The 19,377-nt window shown below is 67.8% G+C and carries 15 protein-coding genes; 12 read left to right on the forward strand and 3 right to left on the reverse strand.

The window, feature by feature from the left end; translation table 11 throughout:
• The first annotated feature begins 138 nt into the window (after positions 1 to 138).
• The 4 genes from IB269_RS08475 (at position 139) to flhC (ending at position 3,261) form a co-directional block, all read left to right on the forward strand.
• Entirely contained in the window at positions 139 to 1,044 is a 906-nt protein-coding gene (locus IB269_RS08475; protein WP_034391274.1) for a DMT family transporter, read from the forward strand.
• 94 nt (positions 1,045 to 1,138) lie between these two features.
• The gene (locus tag IB269_RS08480; RefSeq protein WP_192366945.1) at positions 1,139 to 2,044 is read left to right on the forward strand and encodes a sulfurtransferase; all 906 of its coding nucleotides are present in this window, start codon (positions 1,139 to 1,141) and stop codon (positions 2,042 to 2,044) included.
• 320 nt (positions 2,045 to 2,364) lie between these two features.
• Complete coding sequence (flhD, locus tag IB269_RS08485; protein ID WP_012204159.1) at positions 2,365 to 2,691, forward strand: flagellar transcriptional regulator FlhD; 327 nt, start codon at positions 2,365 to 2,367, stop codon at positions 2,689 to 2,691.
• Between the two features lie 27 nt (positions 2,692 to 2,718).
• Positions 2,719 to 3,261, forward strand: a complete 543-nt coding sequence (flhC, locus tag IB269_RS08490; RefSeq protein ID WP_012204158.1) for a flagellar transcriptional regulator FlhC — start codon at positions 2,719 to 2,721, stop codon at positions 3,259 to 3,261.
• 51 nt (positions 3,262 to 3,312) lie between these two features.
• Here the strand turns inward: flhC and IB269_RS08495 are convergent, their stop codons facing one another.
• Together IB269_RS08495 and ppc are read right to left on the reverse strand one after the other, a co-directional pair.
• Entirely contained in the window at positions 3,313 to 5,421 is a 2,109-nt protein-coding gene (locus tag IB269_RS08495; protein WP_141829457.1) for a PTS sugar transporter subunit IIC/EAL domain-containing protein, read from the reverse strand.
• Between the two features lie 102 nt (positions 5,422 to 5,523).
• The gene (gene ppc / locus IB269_RS08500) at positions 5,524 to 8,373 is read right to left on the reverse strand and encodes a phosphoenolpyruvate carboxylase (protein WP_013803627.1); all 2,850 of its coding nucleotides are present in this window, start codon (positions 8,371 to 8,373) and stop codon (positions 5,524 to 5,526) included.
• A gap of 112 nt (positions 8,374 to 8,485) precedes the next feature.
• On the opposite strand from ppc, the gene hemC reads away from it, so the two are divergent.
• From hemC to IB269_RS08535, 7 genes are all read left to right on the forward strand, one after another.
• The gene (gene hemC, locus IB269_RS08505; protein ID WP_013803628.1) at positions 8,486 to 9,424 is read left to right on the forward strand and encodes a hydroxymethylbilane synthase; all 939 of its coding nucleotides are present in this window, start codon (positions 8,486 to 8,488) and stop codon (positions 9,422 to 9,424) included.
• A gap of 13 nt (positions 9,425 to 9,437) precedes the next feature.
• Positions 9,438 to 10,247: a uroporphyrinogen-III synthase gene (locus tag IB269_RS08510; protein WP_192366946.1), complete on the forward strand. Its 810-nt coding sequence runs from the start codon at positions 9,438 to 9,440 to the stop codon at positions 10,245 to 10,247.
• Positions 10,244 to 11,386 carry a uroporphyrinogen-III C-methyltransferase gene (locus tag IB269_RS08515; protein WP_192366947.1) on the forward strand — a complete coding sequence of 381 codons (1,143 nt, stop codon included), beginning with the start codon at positions 10,244 to 10,246 and terminating at the stop codon, positions 11,384 to 11,386. The genes IB269_RS08510 and IB269_RS08515 overlap by 4 nt, the downstream gene beginning before the upstream one ends.
• Before the next feature lie 19 nt (positions 11,387 to 11,405).
• On the forward strand, positions 11,406 to 12,713 hold the full coding sequence (locus IB269_RS08520; RefSeq protein ID WP_012204152.1) for a heme biosynthesis HemY N-terminal domain-containing protein: 1,308 nt from the start codon (positions 11,406 to 11,408) through the stop codon (positions 12,711 to 12,713).
• Between the two features lie 228 nt (positions 12,714 to 12,941).
• Positions 12,942 to 13,535: a cytochrome b gene (locus IB269_RS08525; protein WP_192366948.1), complete on the forward strand. Its 594-nt coding sequence runs from the start codon at positions 12,942 to 12,944 to the stop codon at positions 13,533 to 13,535.
• 92 nt (positions 13,536 to 13,627) lie between these two features.
• Complete coding sequence (locus IB269_RS08530) at positions 13,628 to 14,200, forward strand: YceI family protein (RefSeq protein WP_192366949.1); 573 nt, start codon at positions 13,628 to 13,630, stop codon at positions 14,198 to 14,200.
• A gap of 69 nt (positions 14,201 to 14,269) precedes the next feature.
• Positions 14,270 to 14,848, forward strand: a complete 579-nt coding sequence (locus tag IB269_RS08535; protein WP_012204149.1) for a YceI family protein — start codon at positions 14,270 to 14,272, stop codon at positions 14,846 to 14,848.
• Here the strand turns inward: IB269_RS08535 and IB269_RS08540 are convergent.
• Positions 14,835 to 15,068 carry a hypothetical protein gene (locus IB269_RS08540; RefSeq protein ID WP_192366950.1) on the reverse strand — a complete coding sequence of 78 codons (234 nt, stop codon included), beginning with the start codon at positions 15,066 to 15,068 and terminating at the stop codon, positions 14,835 to 14,837. The two genes, IB269_RS08535 and IB269_RS08540, sit on opposite strands and share 14 nt — an antisense overlap.
• A 91-nt stretch (positions 15,069 to 15,159) precedes the next feature.
• Between IB269_RS08540 and IB269_RS08545 the strand changes: the two genes are divergently transcribed.
• Complete coding sequence (locus tag IB269_RS08545; protein WP_192366951.1) at positions 15,160 to 19,350, forward strand: midcut-by-XrtH protein; 4,191 nt, start codon at positions 15,160 to 15,162, stop codon at positions 19,348 to 19,350.
• The last annotated feature ends 27 nt before the right edge of the window (positions 19,351 to 19,377 follow it).

A 19,377-nucleotide genomic window follows, 5' to 3' on the forward strand; every position in this document is an offset into this window, starting at 1 on the left:
TATGCAATACAGTTCCTTGCGCGTGTCCCTGCCACGGCCCTGGGCCGTACGCAGCCAGGCGGCATGCGCCAAAAACAAAACCCAACCCTTTTCTCGTCCAGCGCCGCGGTCCTTTTGCGGCTCTATCCGGTCATTTATATGCAAGCCCTGTGGATGGTGGCGGCCGCATTCGTCTTTGCGGTCATGAGTGTGTGTGTGAAGTTCGCCTCCCAGGATTTCAACGCGGCGGAAATCGTCTTCTACCGCGGGCTGGTCAGCATGGTGGCGCTGTGGTGGCTGGCGCGCCACCAGGGCATCTCGCTGGCCACGCGCTACCCGCGCGAGCATGCCTGGCGCAGCTTCGTGGGCGTGACGTCCATGGGCGCCTGGTTCTACTCCATCGGCCATCTGCCGCTGGCCACGGCCGCCACCTTCAACTCCATGAGCAGCATCTGGATGGCGGTCTTTCTGATCGGCCAGGGCCTGCTGCTGCGCCACCAGCTGCGCCGCCAACCCGAATCGCATGCGCTGCGCGCGCTGCCGCCGTTTCCCTGGAGCCTGGTCGCCACCGTGGCCCTGGGCTTCGTGGGCGTGATCCTGGTGCTGCGCCCCAGCGCGGCGCCGCAGGAATTCGTGGCCAGCGCGGGCGGCCTGATCGGCGGGGTGTTCGCCGCCATGGCCTATATGCAGGTGGCCACGCTGTCGCGCATGGGCGAGCCCGAGGCGCGCGTGGTCTTCTACTTCGCACTGGGCTCGGCCGTGGCCGGTGCCCTGGCCATGTGCTTCACGGGCGTGTCCGCCTGGCCGGGCTGGCGCGCGTTGTGGCTGCTGCCCGTGGGTGTGCTGGCCGCCGTGGCCCAGGTCTGCATGACGGCGGCCTACGCCTCGGCCAGCAACAGCCGCAACACCCTGGTCGTGGCCAACCTGCAGTATTCGGGCATCGTCTTCGCGGCCCTGCTGAGCCTGGCGATGTTCGGCGAAAGCGTGCCGCTGATCGGCTGGGCCGGCATTGGCCTGATCGTGGCCAGCGGCGCCCTGGCCACGGCCCTGCGTTCGCGCGGCTGACGCCGCCGGCCCGCATGGGGCCGTCGCATAATGGATCGGATCTTTTTGCCGCAGGCGCACCACCGCCTGCACAGGCCTTCGGAGTTCCGCATCCATGACTTCCAACACCTCCTACCAGACCCTGATCTCCGTCCAGGAGCTGGCCGCGCTGCAGGCCAGCGGCCGTCCGCTGATGGTCTTCGACTGCAGCTTCGACCTGACCCAGCCTGCGGCCGGCAAGGCCCAGTATCTGCAGGCGCATGTTCCAGGCGCCGTCTTCGCCGACCTGGACCATGACCTCAGTGCCAAGCATGGCGTGCCCGGCGCTCATGGCAGCGTGGCGGCCAGCGAGCAGGCCGCCTCGGGCGGCCGCCATCCGCTGCCCAACCGCGAACGCTTTGCCGTGTGGCTGTCCAGCATCGGTTTTTCCAACGACATGCAGGCCGTGGTCTATGACCGCAATGGTGCCAACCACTGCGGGCGCCTGTGGTGGATGCTGCAATGGGCCGGCCATGGCGATGTGGCCGTGCTCGATGGAGGTCTCCAGGCCTGGCAGGCCGCAGGCCAGCCTGTGGCATCGGGCGAGGAAAGCGCGCGCTTCCAGTCCAACTTCGAGCTGCGCGAGCCGCTGCAGCAACTGGCAACGGCGCAGCAGGTGCTCGATGCACTGGGCAGCGCAGGCCAGACCGTGGTCGATGCACGCGCCCCGGCCCGCTACCGCGGGGAGGTCGAGCCGCTGGACCCTGTGGCCGGCCACATCCCGGGCGCGCTCAACCGGCCCTTCACCGAGAACATCGCCGCCGACGGCCGCTTCAAGCCTGCCGCCCTGCTGCGCGCGGAGTTCGACCAGCTGCTGGCAGGCCGCGATCCTTCCAGCGTGGTGCACCAGTGCGGCAGCGGCGTGAGCGCGCTGCCCAACCTGCTGGCCATGCGCATTGCGGGACTGCCGCCTGCAAGGCTGTTCGCGGGCAGCTGGAGCGAGTGGTGCAGTGACCCGAAGAGGCCGGTGGAGCGCGGCTAATTCGGCTTATGCCTCCCCTTGGGGAGGCTGCACAATGACAGCACTGTGTCAAAAGGCCGACATGCAACAACACCACTGCAGCGGCCTGCTCCCAAGCCCCCGGACGGCGGGGCCCGAGCGAAATCGAGTCATCCAAACCTTGCTACAGGTGTAAGGTAAATCTTACAAACGCCGTCTCACAACCAGACATCCGGCGCAGACCTGCCCCGACTTCAACGGCGAAGGGCCCTCCTCCACAATCCATCTCAACAGATCGCAACAGGTTGAACATCTTGTTTCTACCCGGGCGTTGCGGCTGCCGAGATGCAAAGGATGGTCCTATGAACAATGAACAGCTGCTTGCCGAAATCCGCGAAGCCAACCTCACTTACCTGATGCTGGCCCAGACCCTGATCCGCCAGGACAAGGCCGAAGCGGTGTTCCGCCTGGGACTGAACGAAGAATCGTGCGACCTGCTGGCCGCACTGTCGGCAGCCCAGGTGCTGAAGCTGGCCTCGCGCAACACCTTGCTCGCCAGCTTCCGGGTGGACGACGAAATGGTCTGGAGCTTGCTGACCAACCACAGCAGCAACAAGATCGGCAACGGTGCGACCAACACGCTGCACGCCAACATCCTGATGGCCAGCCGCGTCTCCGAAGTCCTCTGATCCGCCTGAAGAACTCTGGAGCCCGCCATGTCCACCCCCGCCAAAAGTGTCCTGAACGAGTCCAAGCAGATCGAGCGCGCCGCCATGCTCATCGAGATGGGTGCACGCATGCAGGTGCTCGAATCCGAGACCACGCTGTCCTACGAGCGCCTGATCCGCCTGTACAAGGAGATCGCCGGCAAGTCGCCTTCCAAGGGCCAGCTGCCGTTCTCGACCGACTGGTTCCTGACCTGGCAGGAGAACATCCACAGTTCGCTGTTCCTGAATATCTACGAATACCTGTCCAAGGGCGCCGAGCTGGATGCCGTTGAACAACTGACCAAGGCCTACCGTCTCTATACCGAGCAGATCCAGGCCGCCGAGCTGGAAGCGCTGCTGTCCTTCACCCGCGCATGGCGCCTGGTGAAGTTCGTCGACGCGCAGATGCTGACCCGCACCCAGTGCACGGTGTGCAAGGGCCAGTTCGTGACCGAGCCCTACGAGAACGAGCGCCACTACCAGTGCGGCCTGTGCAATCCGCCCGCACGCGCCGGCAAGAGCAAGAGCGCCGGCTCGCTGATGCTGCACTGATGATCTGCACTGCGCATCGCACCCGCGATGCCGCCACAGGAATCCAGGAATCTAGACCGTCCCGCCGCCTGCCCTGGCGGCGCAGTCCCTGGCGAACTGCGGCAGTTTCTCGCCCGGCAGGGCGCGGCTGAAGTACCAGCCCTGCACCAGCAGATCGCCCTCGAAGCCCAGGGCCTGCAACTGCGCCTCGGTCTCCACGCCCTCGGCCACCACGTTCAGCTGCAGCGCCTCGCAAAAGCGCAGCAGGCCGTCCAGCACCAGCTCGCCCTTGGCATGGCCGCTGGCCACGACGAAGCTGCGGTCGATCTTGATGGCATCCACATCGAACTGGTGCAGGTAGCTCATGGACGAGAAGCCGGTGCCGAAGTCATCGATGGACACCTTGGCGCCCAGCGCATGGATCTGCCCTATGGCGCGGCGGATCGCCTCCACGTCGCCCACCATTTCTTCCTCCGTGATCTCCACGCCGACCTGCCCCCTGGCCTGGGCCAGCAGCAGCATCAGGCGCGAGCAGTGCTCGGGCGAGGTCAACGTGGCACCCGACACATTGATGCTGATCGGCATGGCAAAGCCCTCCTGGCGCCAGTGCCGGCTCTGGCGCACGGCCGCGCCCGCCACCCACAGGTCCACCTCGCGCATCAGCCCCGCATCGGCCAGCCAGCGCAGGAAACTGCCGGGCTGCTGCAAGCGGCCCTGCGCGTCCCGCGCGCGCAGCAGGGCCTCGCAGCCCAGGCACAGGCCGCTGCGGTGCGAGACCTGGGGCTGGAATTCCAGGTGGAACTCGTACTCGCTGATGCGCCGGATATGCGCCAGCATGGTCTCGCGCCGGGCCTGCGCCTGGTGCGCCTGCACCAGCGGATCGCGCACGATCAGGCCGGCCTCTTCGGGCAGGCGCGAGAACGTGGTGTCCAGCGCGTGCAGCACGATGGCACCGTCGTCCTGGCCCAGCCGGTCGATGGCCCGCACGTAGGGCGCATAGATCAGCGCTCCCAGGGCCGTCAATGCCAGTTGCAGCACCACGGCCGCCATGTCCCCGCCCGTGCTCACATAGGCATTGAAGACCACGGGCGCAGTCAGCGGCAGCACCATGGAGGCCGGTGCCACCCAGCCGGCCTGCACCACCGTGACGGCCACGACCAGGTTGATGGCGGGTACCGCGAGAAACGGCACGAGCAGGCGCAGGTTCAGGATGATCGGCAGCCCGAACAGCAGGATCTCGTTGACGTTGAGCAAGGAGATGGGCAGCGCCGCCAGCGCCAGCACGCGCAGGCCCCGCCCCCGGCAAAACAGCAGCACGGCAAGCGCCAGCGACAGCGTTGCGCCGGAGCCGCCAATGAAGACGAAGGAGCCCATCAGCCCGCCGCTGAGCGCCCAGGGCGCCTGCAGCCCCTGCGCCATGGCGGCGGCATTGGCCACCACCGCCTGGTCCAGCACCTGGAAGAAGGGCTGCATGGCGTAGTAGCCCTGGACACCGAAGAACCAGAGCACGGAATTGAGCAGTGCCAGCGTCAGCCCGCTGCGGTAGGGGGTCTCTGGGCCCGCGATGGCCAGCGGCAGTTCGGCCCGCGTGAGATCCGGCAGCACCTGTTGCAGGCCCAGCAGCAGCAGCACGAGCAGCACGGCGACAAGGGCGCCGGGAACGACGAGGTTCATGACCTCGCGCACGTTCTCGCTCACGAAGCCGGTGCGCGCGATGCGCGTCCAGCGCAGCCGGCTCAGGCGCGCCATCAGGGGCACGGTGATCAGGGGGGAGGCGATGGAGATGAACAGCACCAGGGTGGCCGCCGCGCGCGGATGCTCGCTCAGCAGATAGATGGCCATCTGCACATGCGCGAAGCACAGAAAGGTCACCGGCAGGCGCGGCAGCCGGTGGCGTATGGAGAGCATGTAGCCGATGGACGCGGCCACCAGCAGCGGCAGGATGCTGCCGATCTCCGCGTGCAGGCCCGCAAGCACCCGCACCACGGGTTCGGGCTGGCCGGACATCTGCGCCAGCGCCGACAGGATGAGGAACAGGGCCGAGACCAGCAGACAGGGAACCAGCCAGAGCAGGCCCTCGCGTATGGCCCGCATGGAGTTGGCGCCGGCCAGCCTGGCCAGGCGCTGTGTCAGGAACAGTTGCACGTCCGGAAAGCCGGCCCGTGACGTCTTGTTGCCCATGGCTCCCACCCTTTTCTTCCCGGCAGAAGTCAGGCGCTCCTGTCCGGAGCACATCGTACAACGCCGGCCGCAAAGGGCTGTTGCGGCCTGCAGAGAGCAGGATCAGCCCGTGTTGCGCACCCCGGCCGCGATGCCGTTGATGGACAGGTGGATGCCGGTCTTGATGCGCTCATCGGTCTGGCCAGCGCGCCAGCGGCGCACCAGCTCCACCTGCAGATGGTGCAGCGGATCGATGTAGGGGAAGCGATGGCGGATGGAGCGCGCCAGCGCTTCGTTGTGGGCCAGGCGCTGCTTGTCGCCCGTGATGCGCGCCAGCGCATCGACGGTGCTGTGCCACTCGGCCTCGATGGCGCTGAAGATGCGCCGGCGCAGGCGCGCGTCCGGCACCAGGTCGGCATAGCGCGAGGCCAGGTTCAGGTCGCTCTTGGCCAGCACCATGTCCATGTTGGACAGCAGGGTACGGAAGAACGGCCACTGGCGGTACATCTTCTGCAGCAGGGCCAGCTGGGCCTTGCCATCCTTGCCCGGCTGGTCGATGAAGGCCTTGACCGCAGCGCCAAAGCCATACCAGCCCGGCAGCGTGAGCCGGCACTGGCCCCAGCTGAAGCCCCAGGGAATGGCGCGCAGGTCCTCGATCTTCTGCGAGGGCTTGCGCGAGGCCGGGCGCGAGCCGATGTTCAGCTCGGCAATCTCGCGGATGGGCGTGCTGCTGAAGAAGTAGCTGGTGAAACCGGGGGTCTCGTACACCAGGGCGCGGTAGGCGCCCATGCTGGCGTCGGACAGGAAGGCCGCCGCATCCAGGAAGGCGCGCGTGGCCGGCTTGGTCGGCTGCAGCAGCGTGGCCTCCAGCGTGGCGGCCACCAGGGTCTCCAGGTTGCGCCGGCCGATCTCGGGGTTGGCGTACTTGGAGGCGATGACCTCGCCCTGCTCGGTCAGCCGGATCTGGCCGCGCACCGTGCCCGGGGGCTGGGCCAGGATGGCCTGGTAGCTGGGGCCGCCGCCCCGGCCCACCGTGCCGCCGCGGCCGTGGAACATGCGCAGGCTGATGCCATGGCTGTCGGCCAGCTCGTCGAACAGCTCGACCAGCGAGATCTCGGCGCGGTACAGCTCCCAGTTGCTGGTGAAGATGCCGCCGTCCTTGTTGCTGTCGCTGTAGCCCAGCATGATGTCCTGCTCGCCGCCGCTGCGCTGCACCATGGCCGCCACGCCGGGCAGCTGGAAGTAGCGGCGCATGATGGGCGAGGCGCTGCGCAGGTCGCCAATGGTCTCGAACAGCGGCACGACGATCACATCGCAGATGGCGCCGTCGTCCAGCGTGCCGCGCAGCAGCCCGGCCTCCTTTTGCAGCAGCAGCACTTCCAGCAGGTCGCTCACCGATTCGGTGTGGCTGATGATGCAGTGGCGTATGGCCTCGGCGCCCAGGGCCGCGCGCAGGCGGCGCGCGGTCTCGAAGATGGCCAGTTCGCCGCGCGCATGCTCGGAATAGTCGGCGCCCACCACGCGCAGCGGCCGCGCCTCTTCCAGCAGGCGCACCAGCAAGGCGCACTTGGCGTCTTCCTGCAGGCCCGAGTAGTCGGGCTCCAGGCGCGCGGCAGCCAGCAGCTCGGCCACCACTTCCTCATGCTTGTCCGAGCTTTGGCGCAGGTCCACCGTGGCCAGGTGGAAGCCGAAGACCTGCACGGCGCGCATCAGCGGACGCAGGCGCTGGGGCGCCAGCACCTCGCCGTGGTTGCGGCTCAGGGAATCATCGATGACGCGCAGGTCGGCCAGGAACTCCTCGGGCGAGGCATAGGCGTTCTGCGGCGCCACGGCATGGCGCGCGGCCTCGCCGCCCGTCAGGCCCTTGAGCGTGGCGGCCAGGCGCGCGTAGATGCCGGTGAGCGCGCGGCGGTAGGGCTCGTCGGAGCGGTGCTCGTTGGTGTCGGGCGAGCGCTCTGCCAGCGCCTGCATCTCGGTGGACACATCGGTCAGGCGCTGGGACAGCGACAGCTCGCCGCCCAAATAGTGCACCTCGCGCAGATAGTGGCGCAGCGCCACGTCGGCCTGGCGCGACAGCGCCAGCTCCAGGCTCTGGGCCGTGACATTGGGGTTGCCGTCACGGTCGCCGCCGATCCAGTGGCCCATGCGCAGGAAGCTGTGCACGGGCAGGGTGTTGCCCAGCTCCTGCTCCAGCTGCGCATACAGCTTGGGGATCTCGCGCAGGAAGGTGGCTTCGTAGTAGGACAGCGCGTTTTCGATCTCGTCGGCCACGGTGAGCTTGGAGTAGCGCAGCAGGCGCGTCTGCCACAGCTGGCTGACGCGGGCGCGCAGCTGGGCCTCGTTGCGTTCCAGCTCGCGCGGGGTGAGCGCGTCCTTGGCGCTGTTATACAGCTGGGCGCGGGCCACGATGTCCTCGCGTGCGGCCAGCAGTTGGGAGATGTCGCGCTCGGCCACCAGAATGCTCTGGCGCTGCACTTCCGTGGGGTGGGCCGTGAGCACGGGTGCCACATAGCTCTTGGCCAGCGTCTGCGCCACGGTGCCGGCCGAGATGCCGGCCCAGCGCAGCCGCGCCAGCGCCACTTCGATGCTGCCCTCCTGCGTATTGCCCGCGCGCTCGTGCACGGCGCGGCGGCGGATGTGGTGGCGGTCCTCGGCCAGGTTGGCCAGATGGCTGAAATAGGTGAAGGCGCGGATCACGCTCACCGTCTGGTCCGTCGTCAGGCCCTTGAGCAGACGCTTGAGCGCGCGGTCGGCGGTCTCGTCGGCATCGCGGCGGAAGGTCACCGACAGCTGGCGCACCTGCTCGATCAGCTCGAAGGCCGCCACGCCTTCCTGCTCGCGGATCACATCGCCCAGAATGCGCCCCAGCAGGCGTATGTCCTCGATCAGCGGCAGGTCCTTGTCCGTCTTGCGGACAGGCTTGTCATCACGCCTGTCATCTCGCGCATTGCTCTTGCGGGGGGCGGTGGCCATCAACGAATCTCCTGGAATCGGTCAGCGTATCGGTTTGCTTGGGCTTCGGTCCTGGTGCCGGGTTTACTGCGGCGCAGCATGCTAGCATCCCGCGCTCCCCCCGAGGCACCTGATGAACACCAAACCACTTCTCCCCCACTCCATCGTGATCGCCACGCGCGAGAGCCAGCTGGCACTGTGGCAGGCCGAGCATGTCCAGGCGCTGCTGCGCGCCCGGGGGCATGAAGTGGAATTGCTGGGTATGACCACCAAGGGCGACCAGATCCTGGACCGCACGCTGTCCAAGGTGGGCGGCAAGGGCCTGTTCGTCAAGGAGCTGGAAGTGGCGCTGGAAGAAGGACGCGCCCACATCGCCGTGCACTCGCTCAAGGACGTGCCCATGGAGCTGCCCGAAGGCTTTGTGCTGGCCTGCGTGATGGAGCGCGAAGACCCGCGCGACGCTTTTGTCTCCAATCGCTACGCCACGCTGGCCGAGCTGCCGCAGGGCGCCGTCGTCGGCACATCGAGCCTGCGCCGCCAGGCACTGCTGCAGGCCCTGCGCCCCGACCTGAAGATAGAGCCGCTGCGCGGCAACGTGAACACCCGCCTGCGCAAGCTGGACGAAGGCCACTACGACGCCATCGTGCTGGCCGCCGCAGGCCTGATGCGCCTGGGCCTGGCCGACCGCATCCGCGCCAGGTTCGAGCCCACCGGCATGCTGCCGGCCGCAGGCCAGGGCGCGCTGGGCATCGAGGTGCGCGCCGACCGCCAGGACCTGATCGACGCGCTGGCCCCGCTGGCCCACCAGACCACCTGGCTGACCGTGACCGCCGAGCGCGCCGTCAGCCGCTGCATGGGCGGCAGCTGCTCCATGCCGCTGGCGGCGCACGGCACATTCGACGGCCAGCAACTGCGCCTGGACGCAGCCTGGGGAGACCCGGAAGGCCGGCTGCCGCTGGTGCAGGTGCACGCCGATGCCACCGTCACCGACTTCGCCAGCGCCGACGCGCTGGGCCAGCACGTGGCTGCGCTGCTGCAGGCGGCGGGCGCCCAACCGGCCCCCAAGCTCTAGACGGCACGCCCACATGCCACCGCGCATACTCGTCACCCGCCCGGCCCATGACGCAGCCGCGTGGGTGGATGCGCTGCAGGCCCGTGGCCTGCCGGCCCAGCCGCTGGCGCTGATGGCCATAGGCCCCTGCCGCGATGCGGCAACGCAACAGGCCTTGCAGGCCGCCCGCAACGCGCTGCGCGAAGGCCCAGGCTACCGCGCCGTGATGTTCGTCAGCGGCAATGCCGTCCAGCATTTCTTCGGCACCGACCCCGCACGGCTTCCGGCCTCCACCCGCGCCTGGACGCCCGGCCCCGGCACCGCCCAGGCGCTGCTGGCCCTGGGCATTGCGCCAGCACAGATCGACGGCCCGCCACCGGACGCCGCCCAGTTCGAATCCGAAACGCTATGGCAGCGCGTGCATGACCAGATCCATGCGGGCGACCGCGTGCTCATCGTGCGCGGCGACAGCCAGGCAGGAGCGCCCAGGACCGTGCCGGCCACGGCAGGCGCCGGCCGCGATTGGCTGGCCGCCCGACTGCGCGAGGCCGGTGCCCAGGTCGAAATGCTGGCCGTCTACCAGCGCGAACTGCCTGCCTGGGATGCAGCCCAGACGGCACTGGCACGCCTGGCGGCCGAAGATGGCTCGCTCTGGCTGCTCAGCAGCGCCGAATCCGTTGCCAACCTGCAACAGCTCTTGCCGGGCCAATCCTGGCAAAAGGCGCGAGCGCTTGCTACGCACGAGCGAATCGCCGCCCAGGCCAAACAACTGGGATTCGGATATGTCAAGCAATGTCGGCCGGCTCTGGAGGACGTGGTTGCGTCGATAGAATCGACGCCATGAGTTCCGACGCAGCGCAAGACCGCCCCACCCCGCAGGACCTGACGCCCCCAGCCTCCGCCGCAGCATTCGCTGCCGGCTCCGCCCAAAGCAGCCCCGCTGCAGACCTGCGCAGCGGCTCCTCTGCCCTGGTCCTGGGCGTGGGCGCCGTGGCCGTGGCGGCGCTCATTGCCTGCGGCATGCTCTGGCAGCGCCTGGGCAATATCCAGGAACAGTTGGCCCGCCAGTCCGCGCAGTCCGGCTCCCAGTCGGTCGAGGCCCGCACCCTGGCGCGCGACGCCCAGGACCTGGCCCGCGACAGCGCGGCGCGCACCTCGGTCATGGAAGCGCGCATTGCCGAGCTGTCGCTGCAGCGCACGCAGCTCGACGAACTCCTGCAAAGCATGTCGCGCTCGCGTGACGAGAACCTGGTGGTGGACATAGATTCCTCCATCCGCCTGGCCCAGCAGCAGGCCGAGCTGTCCGGCAGCCTGCAGCCGCTGGTGGCCACGCTCAAGAACGCCCGCCAGCGCATAGAGCGCGCCGCACAGCCCCGTCTGGCTCCCGTGATGCGGGCGCTGGACCGCGACCTGGAGCGGCTGGCCCGCATGAGCGTGACCGACACCGCCGGCCTGCTCACGCGCATCGAGGACCTGGTGCGCCTGGTCGACGAGATGCCCCTGCTCAACGCCGTGGCCCAGCCACGCGCCAGCCGCCATCGCGGCGTGGCCGGCCAGACGGCCCGCCAGCCCGAACCGGCCCCCATCAAGGGCAGCCCCACCGAGTGGAGCTGGTGGCAATCCTGGGGTGAGCGCGGCTGGACGGCCGTGCGCGAAGAGGCCCAGGACCTGCTGCGCGTCAGCCGCATCGACCACCCGGACGCCATCTTGCTGGCTCCCGAGCAGGCCTATTTCCTGCGCGAGAACCTCAAGCTCAAGCTGCTGAACTCGCGCCTGGCCCTGCTGTCGCGCCAGTGGGATGCGGCGCGTGCCGACCTGGCCGCCTCGGGCATGGCCGTGAACAAATACTTCGATCCTGCCGCGCGCCGCACCCAGATCGTGCAGGCCCAGCTGCAGCAGATCCAGGCCAATCTGCGCACCACCGAACAGCCTGCGCTGCAGGAAACCCTGGCGGCGCTGGCAACAGCCGCCGCAGGCCGCTGAGCAGCCGGGAGACAGACGAATGCGCGCTGCACTGTGGTTGATCGGTTTGTTCGGCATGGCCGTTGCGGCCGCCTTGTTCGCGGGCTCCAACCAGGGCACGGTGACCCTGTTCTGGGCGCCCTACCGGCTGGACCTGTCCCTGAACCTGGCCATTGCCATCATCGTGCTGGCCTTCGTGCTGCTGTATGCCGCGCTGCGCGCCCTGGCCGCGCTGCTGCAGATGCCGCACCAGGCACGGCGCTGGCGCAGCCAGCAAAAAGAGCGCGCCATGCACCACAGCCTGCTGGAGGCCCTGTCGCACCAGCAGGCCGGCCGCTTCCTGCGCGCACGCAAGTCGGCACTGGCAGCGCTGGCGATGGAGGAGTCCCTGGCCGAGGCCCATGCCGCCGTGCCACACGGCACGCGGCTGCGTGCGGCCGCCCACATGGTGGCCGCCGATGCCTCCCACGCCCTGCAGGACAGCCCGCAGCGCGACCACCACTGGCGCGAAGTCCTGGCCAATGCACCGGCCCAGGGCAATGCCCAGGAGCAGGAAATGCGCGAAGGCGCCCAGATGCGCGCCGCGCGCTGGGCCCTGGACGACCGCGACGCAGCTGACGCGCTGCGCCGCCTGGCCGAACTGCCCCAGGGCGCGGCACGCCGCACGATTGCGCTGCGCATCCGCCTGAAGGCCTCGCGCCTGGCCGGCCAGACATCGACGGCGCTGGACACGGCGCGCCTGCTGGCCAAGCACCGCGCCTTCTCGCCAGCGGCCGCCGCCAGCGTGGTGCGCGGCCTGGTGCTGGAGAGCATCAACGAGGCACGCGACACCACGCAGCTGCAGCACTTCTGGCTGTCGCTGGACGGTGAGGAACGTGCCATGCCCGAGATCGCGCTGCCGGCCGCATCGCGCCTCATGGCCCTGGGCGGCGAGGCCGCGCAGGCCCGCGCCTGGCTGCTGCCCGTGTGGGAACGCCTGCTGTCCCATGCCGGCCCGCGCAGCGAATCGCATCTGCCGCGCCTGGTCCAGGTGCTGGAGCCCTGCCTGGACGGCCTGGACGGCACCTGGCTGGCACGCATCGAGGCGGCCACCAACAGCCACCCACGCGAACCCCGCCTGCAATACCTGGCCGGCATGGCCTGCGTGCAGCGCCAGCTCTGGGGCAAGGCCCAGCAACTGCTGCTGCGCGCTGCGCCCCATCTGCAGGAAAGCGCACTGCGCACCCGTGCCTGGCAGCGCCTGGCCCTGATGGCCGAGCACCGGGGCGATGCCGACGCAGCAGCCGCCGCCTGGAAGCAGGCGGCGCAGGCCGTGGTCATGCTGCCCGCCGATCCCGCCCGGCCCTGAACTCCTGCAGCCCGCGCGTAGTGCGGGTGCTGCGGGTACCACCGGTGCTGCGGCCTTCATCTTTTTTGAATTGAGCCGTCAATACCGCTGAACTCTTTTGGATTTGCCGCTTCCTACACTGCACGTTGTCCGCAGTGCACGAAGTTCTCGCAGAGCGCACCGCACCCTTTTTGCCATCCAGGGCCCCTTCACAGGGGCCCTGAACGGTTCCAAAGCCTGCCGCCATCCATGACAGAGTCCTCAGCCCGCGCCAACGCGCCAGCAAAATCCTCCTCCAGAGCCACGCGCTATACCGGCGTGGCCATGGCCGCCCACTGGGTGCTGGCACTGGGCCTGATCGCCGCCCTGGGCCTGGGCTGGTACATGACCGGCCTGCCGTTCTCCCCTTCGCGCCTGAAGCTGTACAACTGGCACAAGTGGCTGGGCGTCACGCTTTTGACGCTGAGCCTGCTGCGCCTGCTCTGGCGCCTCACCCACCGCCCGCCCGAGCTGCCGCCCGCCGTGGCCCGTGCCATGCCGCAATGGCAGCACTGGGCCCACAACGGCACCCACCACGCCATGTACCTGCTGTTCTTCGCCGTGCCCCTGCTGGGCTGGGCCTACAGCTCGGCGGCCGGCTTTCCCATCGTCTTCCTCGGCATGCTGCCCCTGCCTGACTTCGTGAGCGCCAGCCCCGAACTGGCGGAAACCCTCAAGCCCCTGCACGGCTGGGCGGCCTGGGCCCTGGTCGTGCTGATTGCCATGCATGTGGGCGCCGCCCTCAAGCACCAGTTCATCGACCGCGACGGCCTGATTTCCCGCATGCTGCCGGGCCGCGCCTGAACCTTTCGCCAACCTCTCGCCAGCCAGGGCCGGTGTCCATCCGGCCCCAGCCACCCCCTGACCGGACCTTCCCGACCCCTAGGAGTCTCGCCATGCGCTTTTCCTCCACGCTGACCACCATCGCCCTGGCCGCTGCGGCCCTGGCTTCCCAAGCGGCACTGGCCGAGCAAAAGCTCGTGCCCGCCCAAAGCACCGTGAACTTCACGGCCAAGCAGATGGGCGTGCCCCTGCAGGGCCACTTCAAGAAGTTCGATGCCCAGGTCCAGTTCGACACGGCCAAGCCCGACACCAGCAAGATCCGCTTCACCGTGGACACCGGCAGCGCCACCATGGGCGCCAAGGAAACCGACGCCGAACTGCCCAAGGCGGATTGGTTCAACGTCGCCAAATTCCCGCAGGCCGTGTTCGACTCCACCGCCGTCAAGGCGCTGGGCGGCGGCAAGTACCAGGTGGACGGCAAGCTCAGCATCAAGGGCCAGGTCCAGAACGTGAGCATTCCCGTGCAACTGGCCCAGTCCGGCACCACGACCACTGCCACCGGCACGCTGCCGCTCAAGCGCCTGCAATTCAAGATCGGCGAAGGCGAATGGGGCGATACCTCCATGGTGGCCGACGAGGTGCAGGTGCAGTTCAAGCTGGCACTGACCGGCGTGGGCAAGCTGTAAGCCGCGTCCCTGCCCAAGATCGGCCATTTTCTTTCCCGTTTCGTGCAACCCCAACCTAGGAGTTCTTTCATGCGCACTTCCGTGTTTGCCCTGGCCATTGCCGGCCTGTTCGCCACCGCTGTCCAGGCTGCTCCCGCAACCTACGCCATCGACCCGACGCACACCTTCGCCACGTTCGAGATCGACCACAACGGCGCCTCGACCAACCGCGTGCGCTTCGACAAGAAGAGCGGTACCGTGGAATTCGACCGTGACGCCAAGGCCGGCAAGGTCGAAGTCGTGCTGGAAATGGAATCGCTGAGCTCGGGCACCGCCGCCTTCGACAAGCACCTCAAGAGCGCCGACATCTTCAACGTGGCCAAGTTCCCCCAGGCCAAGTTCGTCTCCGACAAGTTCGTCTTCGACGGCGACAAGCTCAAGGAAGTCACCGGCCACCTGACCATCCTGGACAAGACCCAGCCCGTGACCATCAAGGCCAACAAGTTCACCTGCTACCCCAACGCCATGCTGCAAAAGCGTGAGACCTGCGGCGGCGACTTCGAAGCCGTGATCGACCGCACCGCCTTCGGCGTGAACTACGGCGTGGACTATGGCTTCCCCAAGCAAGTGCGCCTGGTGATGTCCATCGAAGCGGTCAAGCAGCAGTAAACCCGCATTCGCCGCAGTGCCTTTCAGGGCGCTGCCGCCCAAAGCCCGTGATCCGCAAGCCGGTCACGGGCTTTTTTTTGCCTTTTCTGAATTCCCGGAAAAGACCTTGCCAATGCCCTCCATTCGCACCCGCTCCACAGAGGAACAGCGAGCACATTGGCAGCCTTTGCAAATGCATCAAATTGATAGCGATTTCACGGTCATTGAGAAGTCGCAGCATAACGATTCCTCGATATCGATAGATACAAATAGACATACTCCAAAAAACTTACTTTAAATTTCATTTTCCGATCACTCCCTGGCATTCACCCATGAAGCAGATCTCCATTGCCCCCGCCGTTGTCGCCGCCATTGCCGCCCATTCATTCCCAATGGCCGCCAATGCCCAGAGCATCACGGTCGCTCCGGCTGCCGCCGTCGCGGCAACCGCGATTCCGGTGGACAACCCTTGGAGTCTGTTGGCCCTTGCCATAGGCTTGGCCATGGCCGCCTGGCTGGTGCTGCGCAACCGGCAGCACCGGGCACTCTTCATGGCGCTGTGCACCAGCGCCATCGTGTGCGCCACGCTGTGGCACAGCCCCGATCTGCGTGCCCAATTGACGGGCAGCTTTACCAACCCGGCGGGCGAGACACGGCCATTGCTCGTTGCGCAAATTGTCAATGGCGGCAATATCAATGGATTTTCTGCAGAAGATTTCACCAATGATTCCGGTGTGGCACTCAAAATCACCGCCATTCAGCCACCGAATTTGAATCAGTGTTTTCCCTCGGGCTTCACCCATCTCATGCCGCCAGGGGCACCGCCCGCATCGCCCCCGCCTCTTTGCGCCGTGGGCAACACCATCGCGCCCAATGGCACATGCCGGGTGAATGTGGAAACCATTTGCCGCGCCGAGGCGGCCCAGGCCACGGCTGGCGCCAGCCCCACCACGCTCAGCGTTCCCGGCGCGGGCCTGTCATTTGCCGCAGGCAGCACCGGCACGGTGAACGTCAGCAACAGCGGCGGCTCGGCAGCGCTCAATGTGCAGGCCACCATTCCCGCAGGCAGCGGCATCACCATCTCCTCCAACAGCTGCGCGGCAACGCTGCCTGCGGGCTCCAGCTGCGCCATCACCCTGACGGCACCCGCGGCGGAAGGCCCGACCCCGGTCAGCATTGCCGGCAGCAACGCCGCAGCCACCACCACCCCGGTCACCGTGACAGGTGGCCCGGCCCCGACCACCACGCTGAGCATTCCCGCCACGCCACTGTCGTTTGCGGCGGGCAGCACGGGATCGGTGACCATCACCAACAGCGGCGGCGCAAATGCGCTCAATGTGCAGGCCAGCATTCCTGCGGGCAGTGGCATCACGGTGTCCAACACCACCTGCCCTGCCGCCCTGGCACCCTCTGCCAACTGCACGATCACGTTGACCGCGACCTCGGCGGAAGGCCCGACCGCCATCGGCTTCGGCGGCAGCAATACGGCGTCCACTTCCGTGCCGGTCACGGTGTCGGCAACCGGCACGCCCACCACGCTGAACATTCCTGCGACGTCCGTGTCCTTCGGAGCGGGCGGCGCCGGCTCGGTGACCATCACCAACAGCGGCAGCGCACCTGCGCTCAATGTGCAGGCCGGCATTCCGGGGGGCAGCGGCATCACGGTGTCCAACACCACCTGCTCCGCCATCCTGGCTCCCTCGGCCAGCTGCACGATCACGCTGACAGCCCCCTCGGCGGAAGGCCCGACCTCCATCGGCTTCGGCGGCAGCAACACGGCTTCCACGTCCGTGCCCGTCACGGTGACGACTGCCGTCCTGCCCGCCACGCTGACCATTCCCTCGGCGTCCCTGTCCTTCGGGGCGAACGGTGCTGGCTCGGTGACCATCACCAACAGCGGCAGCGCACCTGCGTTCAATGTGCAGGCCAGCATTCCGGCGGGCAGCGGCATCACGGTGTCCAGCACCACCTGCGCCGCCATCCTGGCTCCCTCGGCCAATTGCACGATCACGCTGACAGCCCCCTCGGCGGAAGGCCCGACCAACATCGGCTTCGGCGGCAGCAATGCGCCCGCCGCTACCGCACAGGTCACGGTCACCGCACCCGTCGCGCCAACCGCGCCTACCGTTCCCCCGGCACCCGTGCTGTTCGGCGCCTACGGCGCAGGCTCGGTGACCATCACCAACAACGGAACGGCGCCTGCGTTCAATCTGCGGGCCATCATTCCGGTCGGCAGCGGCATCACGGTAGCCTCCTCCACCTGCCCGGCGTCACTGCCGGTGGGCGCAAGCTGCACCATCACACTGACGGCGGCAGGACCGGAAGGACCCACGAACATCGGCGTTGGCGGCAGCAACACGCCGGCCACGACGGTGCCTGTCACGGTGACGACCCCTGTCACGCCGACTACGCTGAACATTCCCACTGCCCCCGTGTCCTTCGGCACTGGCGGCGCCGGTTCGGTGACCATCAACAACAGCGGAAGCGCACCCGCGTTCAACGTACAGGCCACCATTCCGGCCGGCAGCGGCATCACGGTGTCCAACACCACCTGCGCCGCCATCCTGGCCCCCGCTGCCAGCTGCACGATCACGCTGACGGCCGCTGCGGCCGAAGGCCCGACCGACATCAGCTTCGGCGGCAGCAACACGCCGGCCACGACCGTGCCTGTGACAGTGACTGCCCCCGTCGCGCCGACTACGCTGGACATTCCCACCGCCCCCGTGTCCTTCGGCACCGGCGGTGCAGGTTCGGTGACCATCACCAACAGCGGAAGCGCACCCGCGTTCAACGTACAGGCCACCATCCCGGCCGGCAGCGGCATCACGGTGTCCACCACCACCTGCCCCGCCATCCTGGCCCCCGCTGCCAGCTGCACGATCACGCTGACGGCCGCTGCGGCCGAAGGGGCGACTGCCATCAGCTTCGGCGGCTCCAACACACCGGCGACGACGGTGCCGGTCACGGTGACGGCCCCCGTCACGCCGACCACGCTGGACATTCCCGCCGCACCCGTGTCGTTTGGCACCAGCGGAGCGGGCACGGTGACCATCACCAACAACGGGCCCGCACCGGCGTTCAACGTGCAAGCCACCATTCCGGTCGGCAGCGGCATCACGGTGGCGTCCAGCACCTGTCCCATCTCCCTGGCCCCCGGGGCCGACTGCACGATCACGCTGACGGCTGCGGCCGCAGAAGGCCCGACCGCGGTCATCTTTGGCGGCAGCAATACGCCCACCACGACCGTGCAGGTCACGGTGACGGTGCCCGTTCCCACGGCCACGCTTTCGATACCCAGCGCTCCGCTGTCGTTCGCTGCGGGCGGTTCGACAACGGTCCTCATCAGCAACACCGGCGCTTCTGCGGCCTTCAACGTGACCGCCACGGCGCCGGCCGGTAGCGGAATCACCGTGCAGTCGAACACGTGCGGTGCCGCACTCGCCTCTCTGGCCAGCTGCGGCATCACCCTGACTGCGGCCGCCGCCGAAGGCCCCACGGCCATCAGCTTCGGCGGCAGCAATACGCTGGCCACGACCGTGCCGGTCACGGTGACGGCGCCCGTCACCCCGACCACGCTGGGCATGTCCACCACGCCCGTGTCGTTCAACACAGGGGGAACAGGCTCGGTGACCATCACCAACGACGGTGGGGCTCCTGCGCTCGACGTTCAGGCCACGATCCCGCTGGGCAGCAACCTCACCGTGTCCGCCAACACCTGTGGTTCATCGCTGGCTCCGGGACTCAATTGCACCATCACGCTGACTGGAGGCACGGTCGAAGGTCCTACGCAGGTCAGCTTTGCCGGCAGCAACACGTCTGCCACGAACGTGGCATTCACGGTGACGGCGCCCAGCACCTCGACCACGCTGGGAATCTCCGCATCGACCCTGACGATTGCTACTGGCGGCACGGGCTTCGTGACCATCACCAACACGGGATCGAATGCCGCCGCCAATATCGGCGCCACCATCCCCGGCGGCAGTGGGCTGTCCGTTTCCGGCAACACCTGCGGGCTGTCGCTGCCGGCCGGGGGGACTTGCACGGTGACCTTCACCGCAGGTTCGGACGAGGGGCCGACCAATGTCACCATCCAGGGCAGCAACACCGACACCGCAGCCGTGTCGATCACGGTCTCGGGTTCCATCGACATTGGCGCCTACCACCTCGATGGCAGCTGTGGTGTGCTTGGCGTCCTTGGCCCCGGCTTCACCCTCACGGCAGGCTCTGCGCCGCTTCCCGTCGGCACCACGGTGACCATCATCGGTTCGGGAGTTGCCAACATCGGTGTGTTCAGTGTGACGGGAGGCACAGCCAACGTGGCGGTACTTTCCGCAACCTCCCGCCAGGTCACCCTGACCTCGGCACTGCCGGCAGGGGCCACGATCGCGTTCAGAACCACGCTGTCCATCAGCGTCGCCTTCACGCTGAATGGCTCGACGACGCTGCCCAACGGCTATGCGGGCACAGGCGGGAAGCCCGCTGGTAGCGTGAGTTCCACGCTCGTTCTCTGCAGCGCCAGCTGATTGCAGGCGCTGCGGCAGTACCCGGAA

The sequence above is a fragment of the Delftia sp. DLF01 genome, assembly GCF_014852125.1.
GTDB classification, from domain to species: domain Bacteria; phylum Pseudomonadota; class Gammaproteobacteria; order Burkholderiales; family Burkholderiaceae_C; genus Comamonas; species Comamonas acidovorans.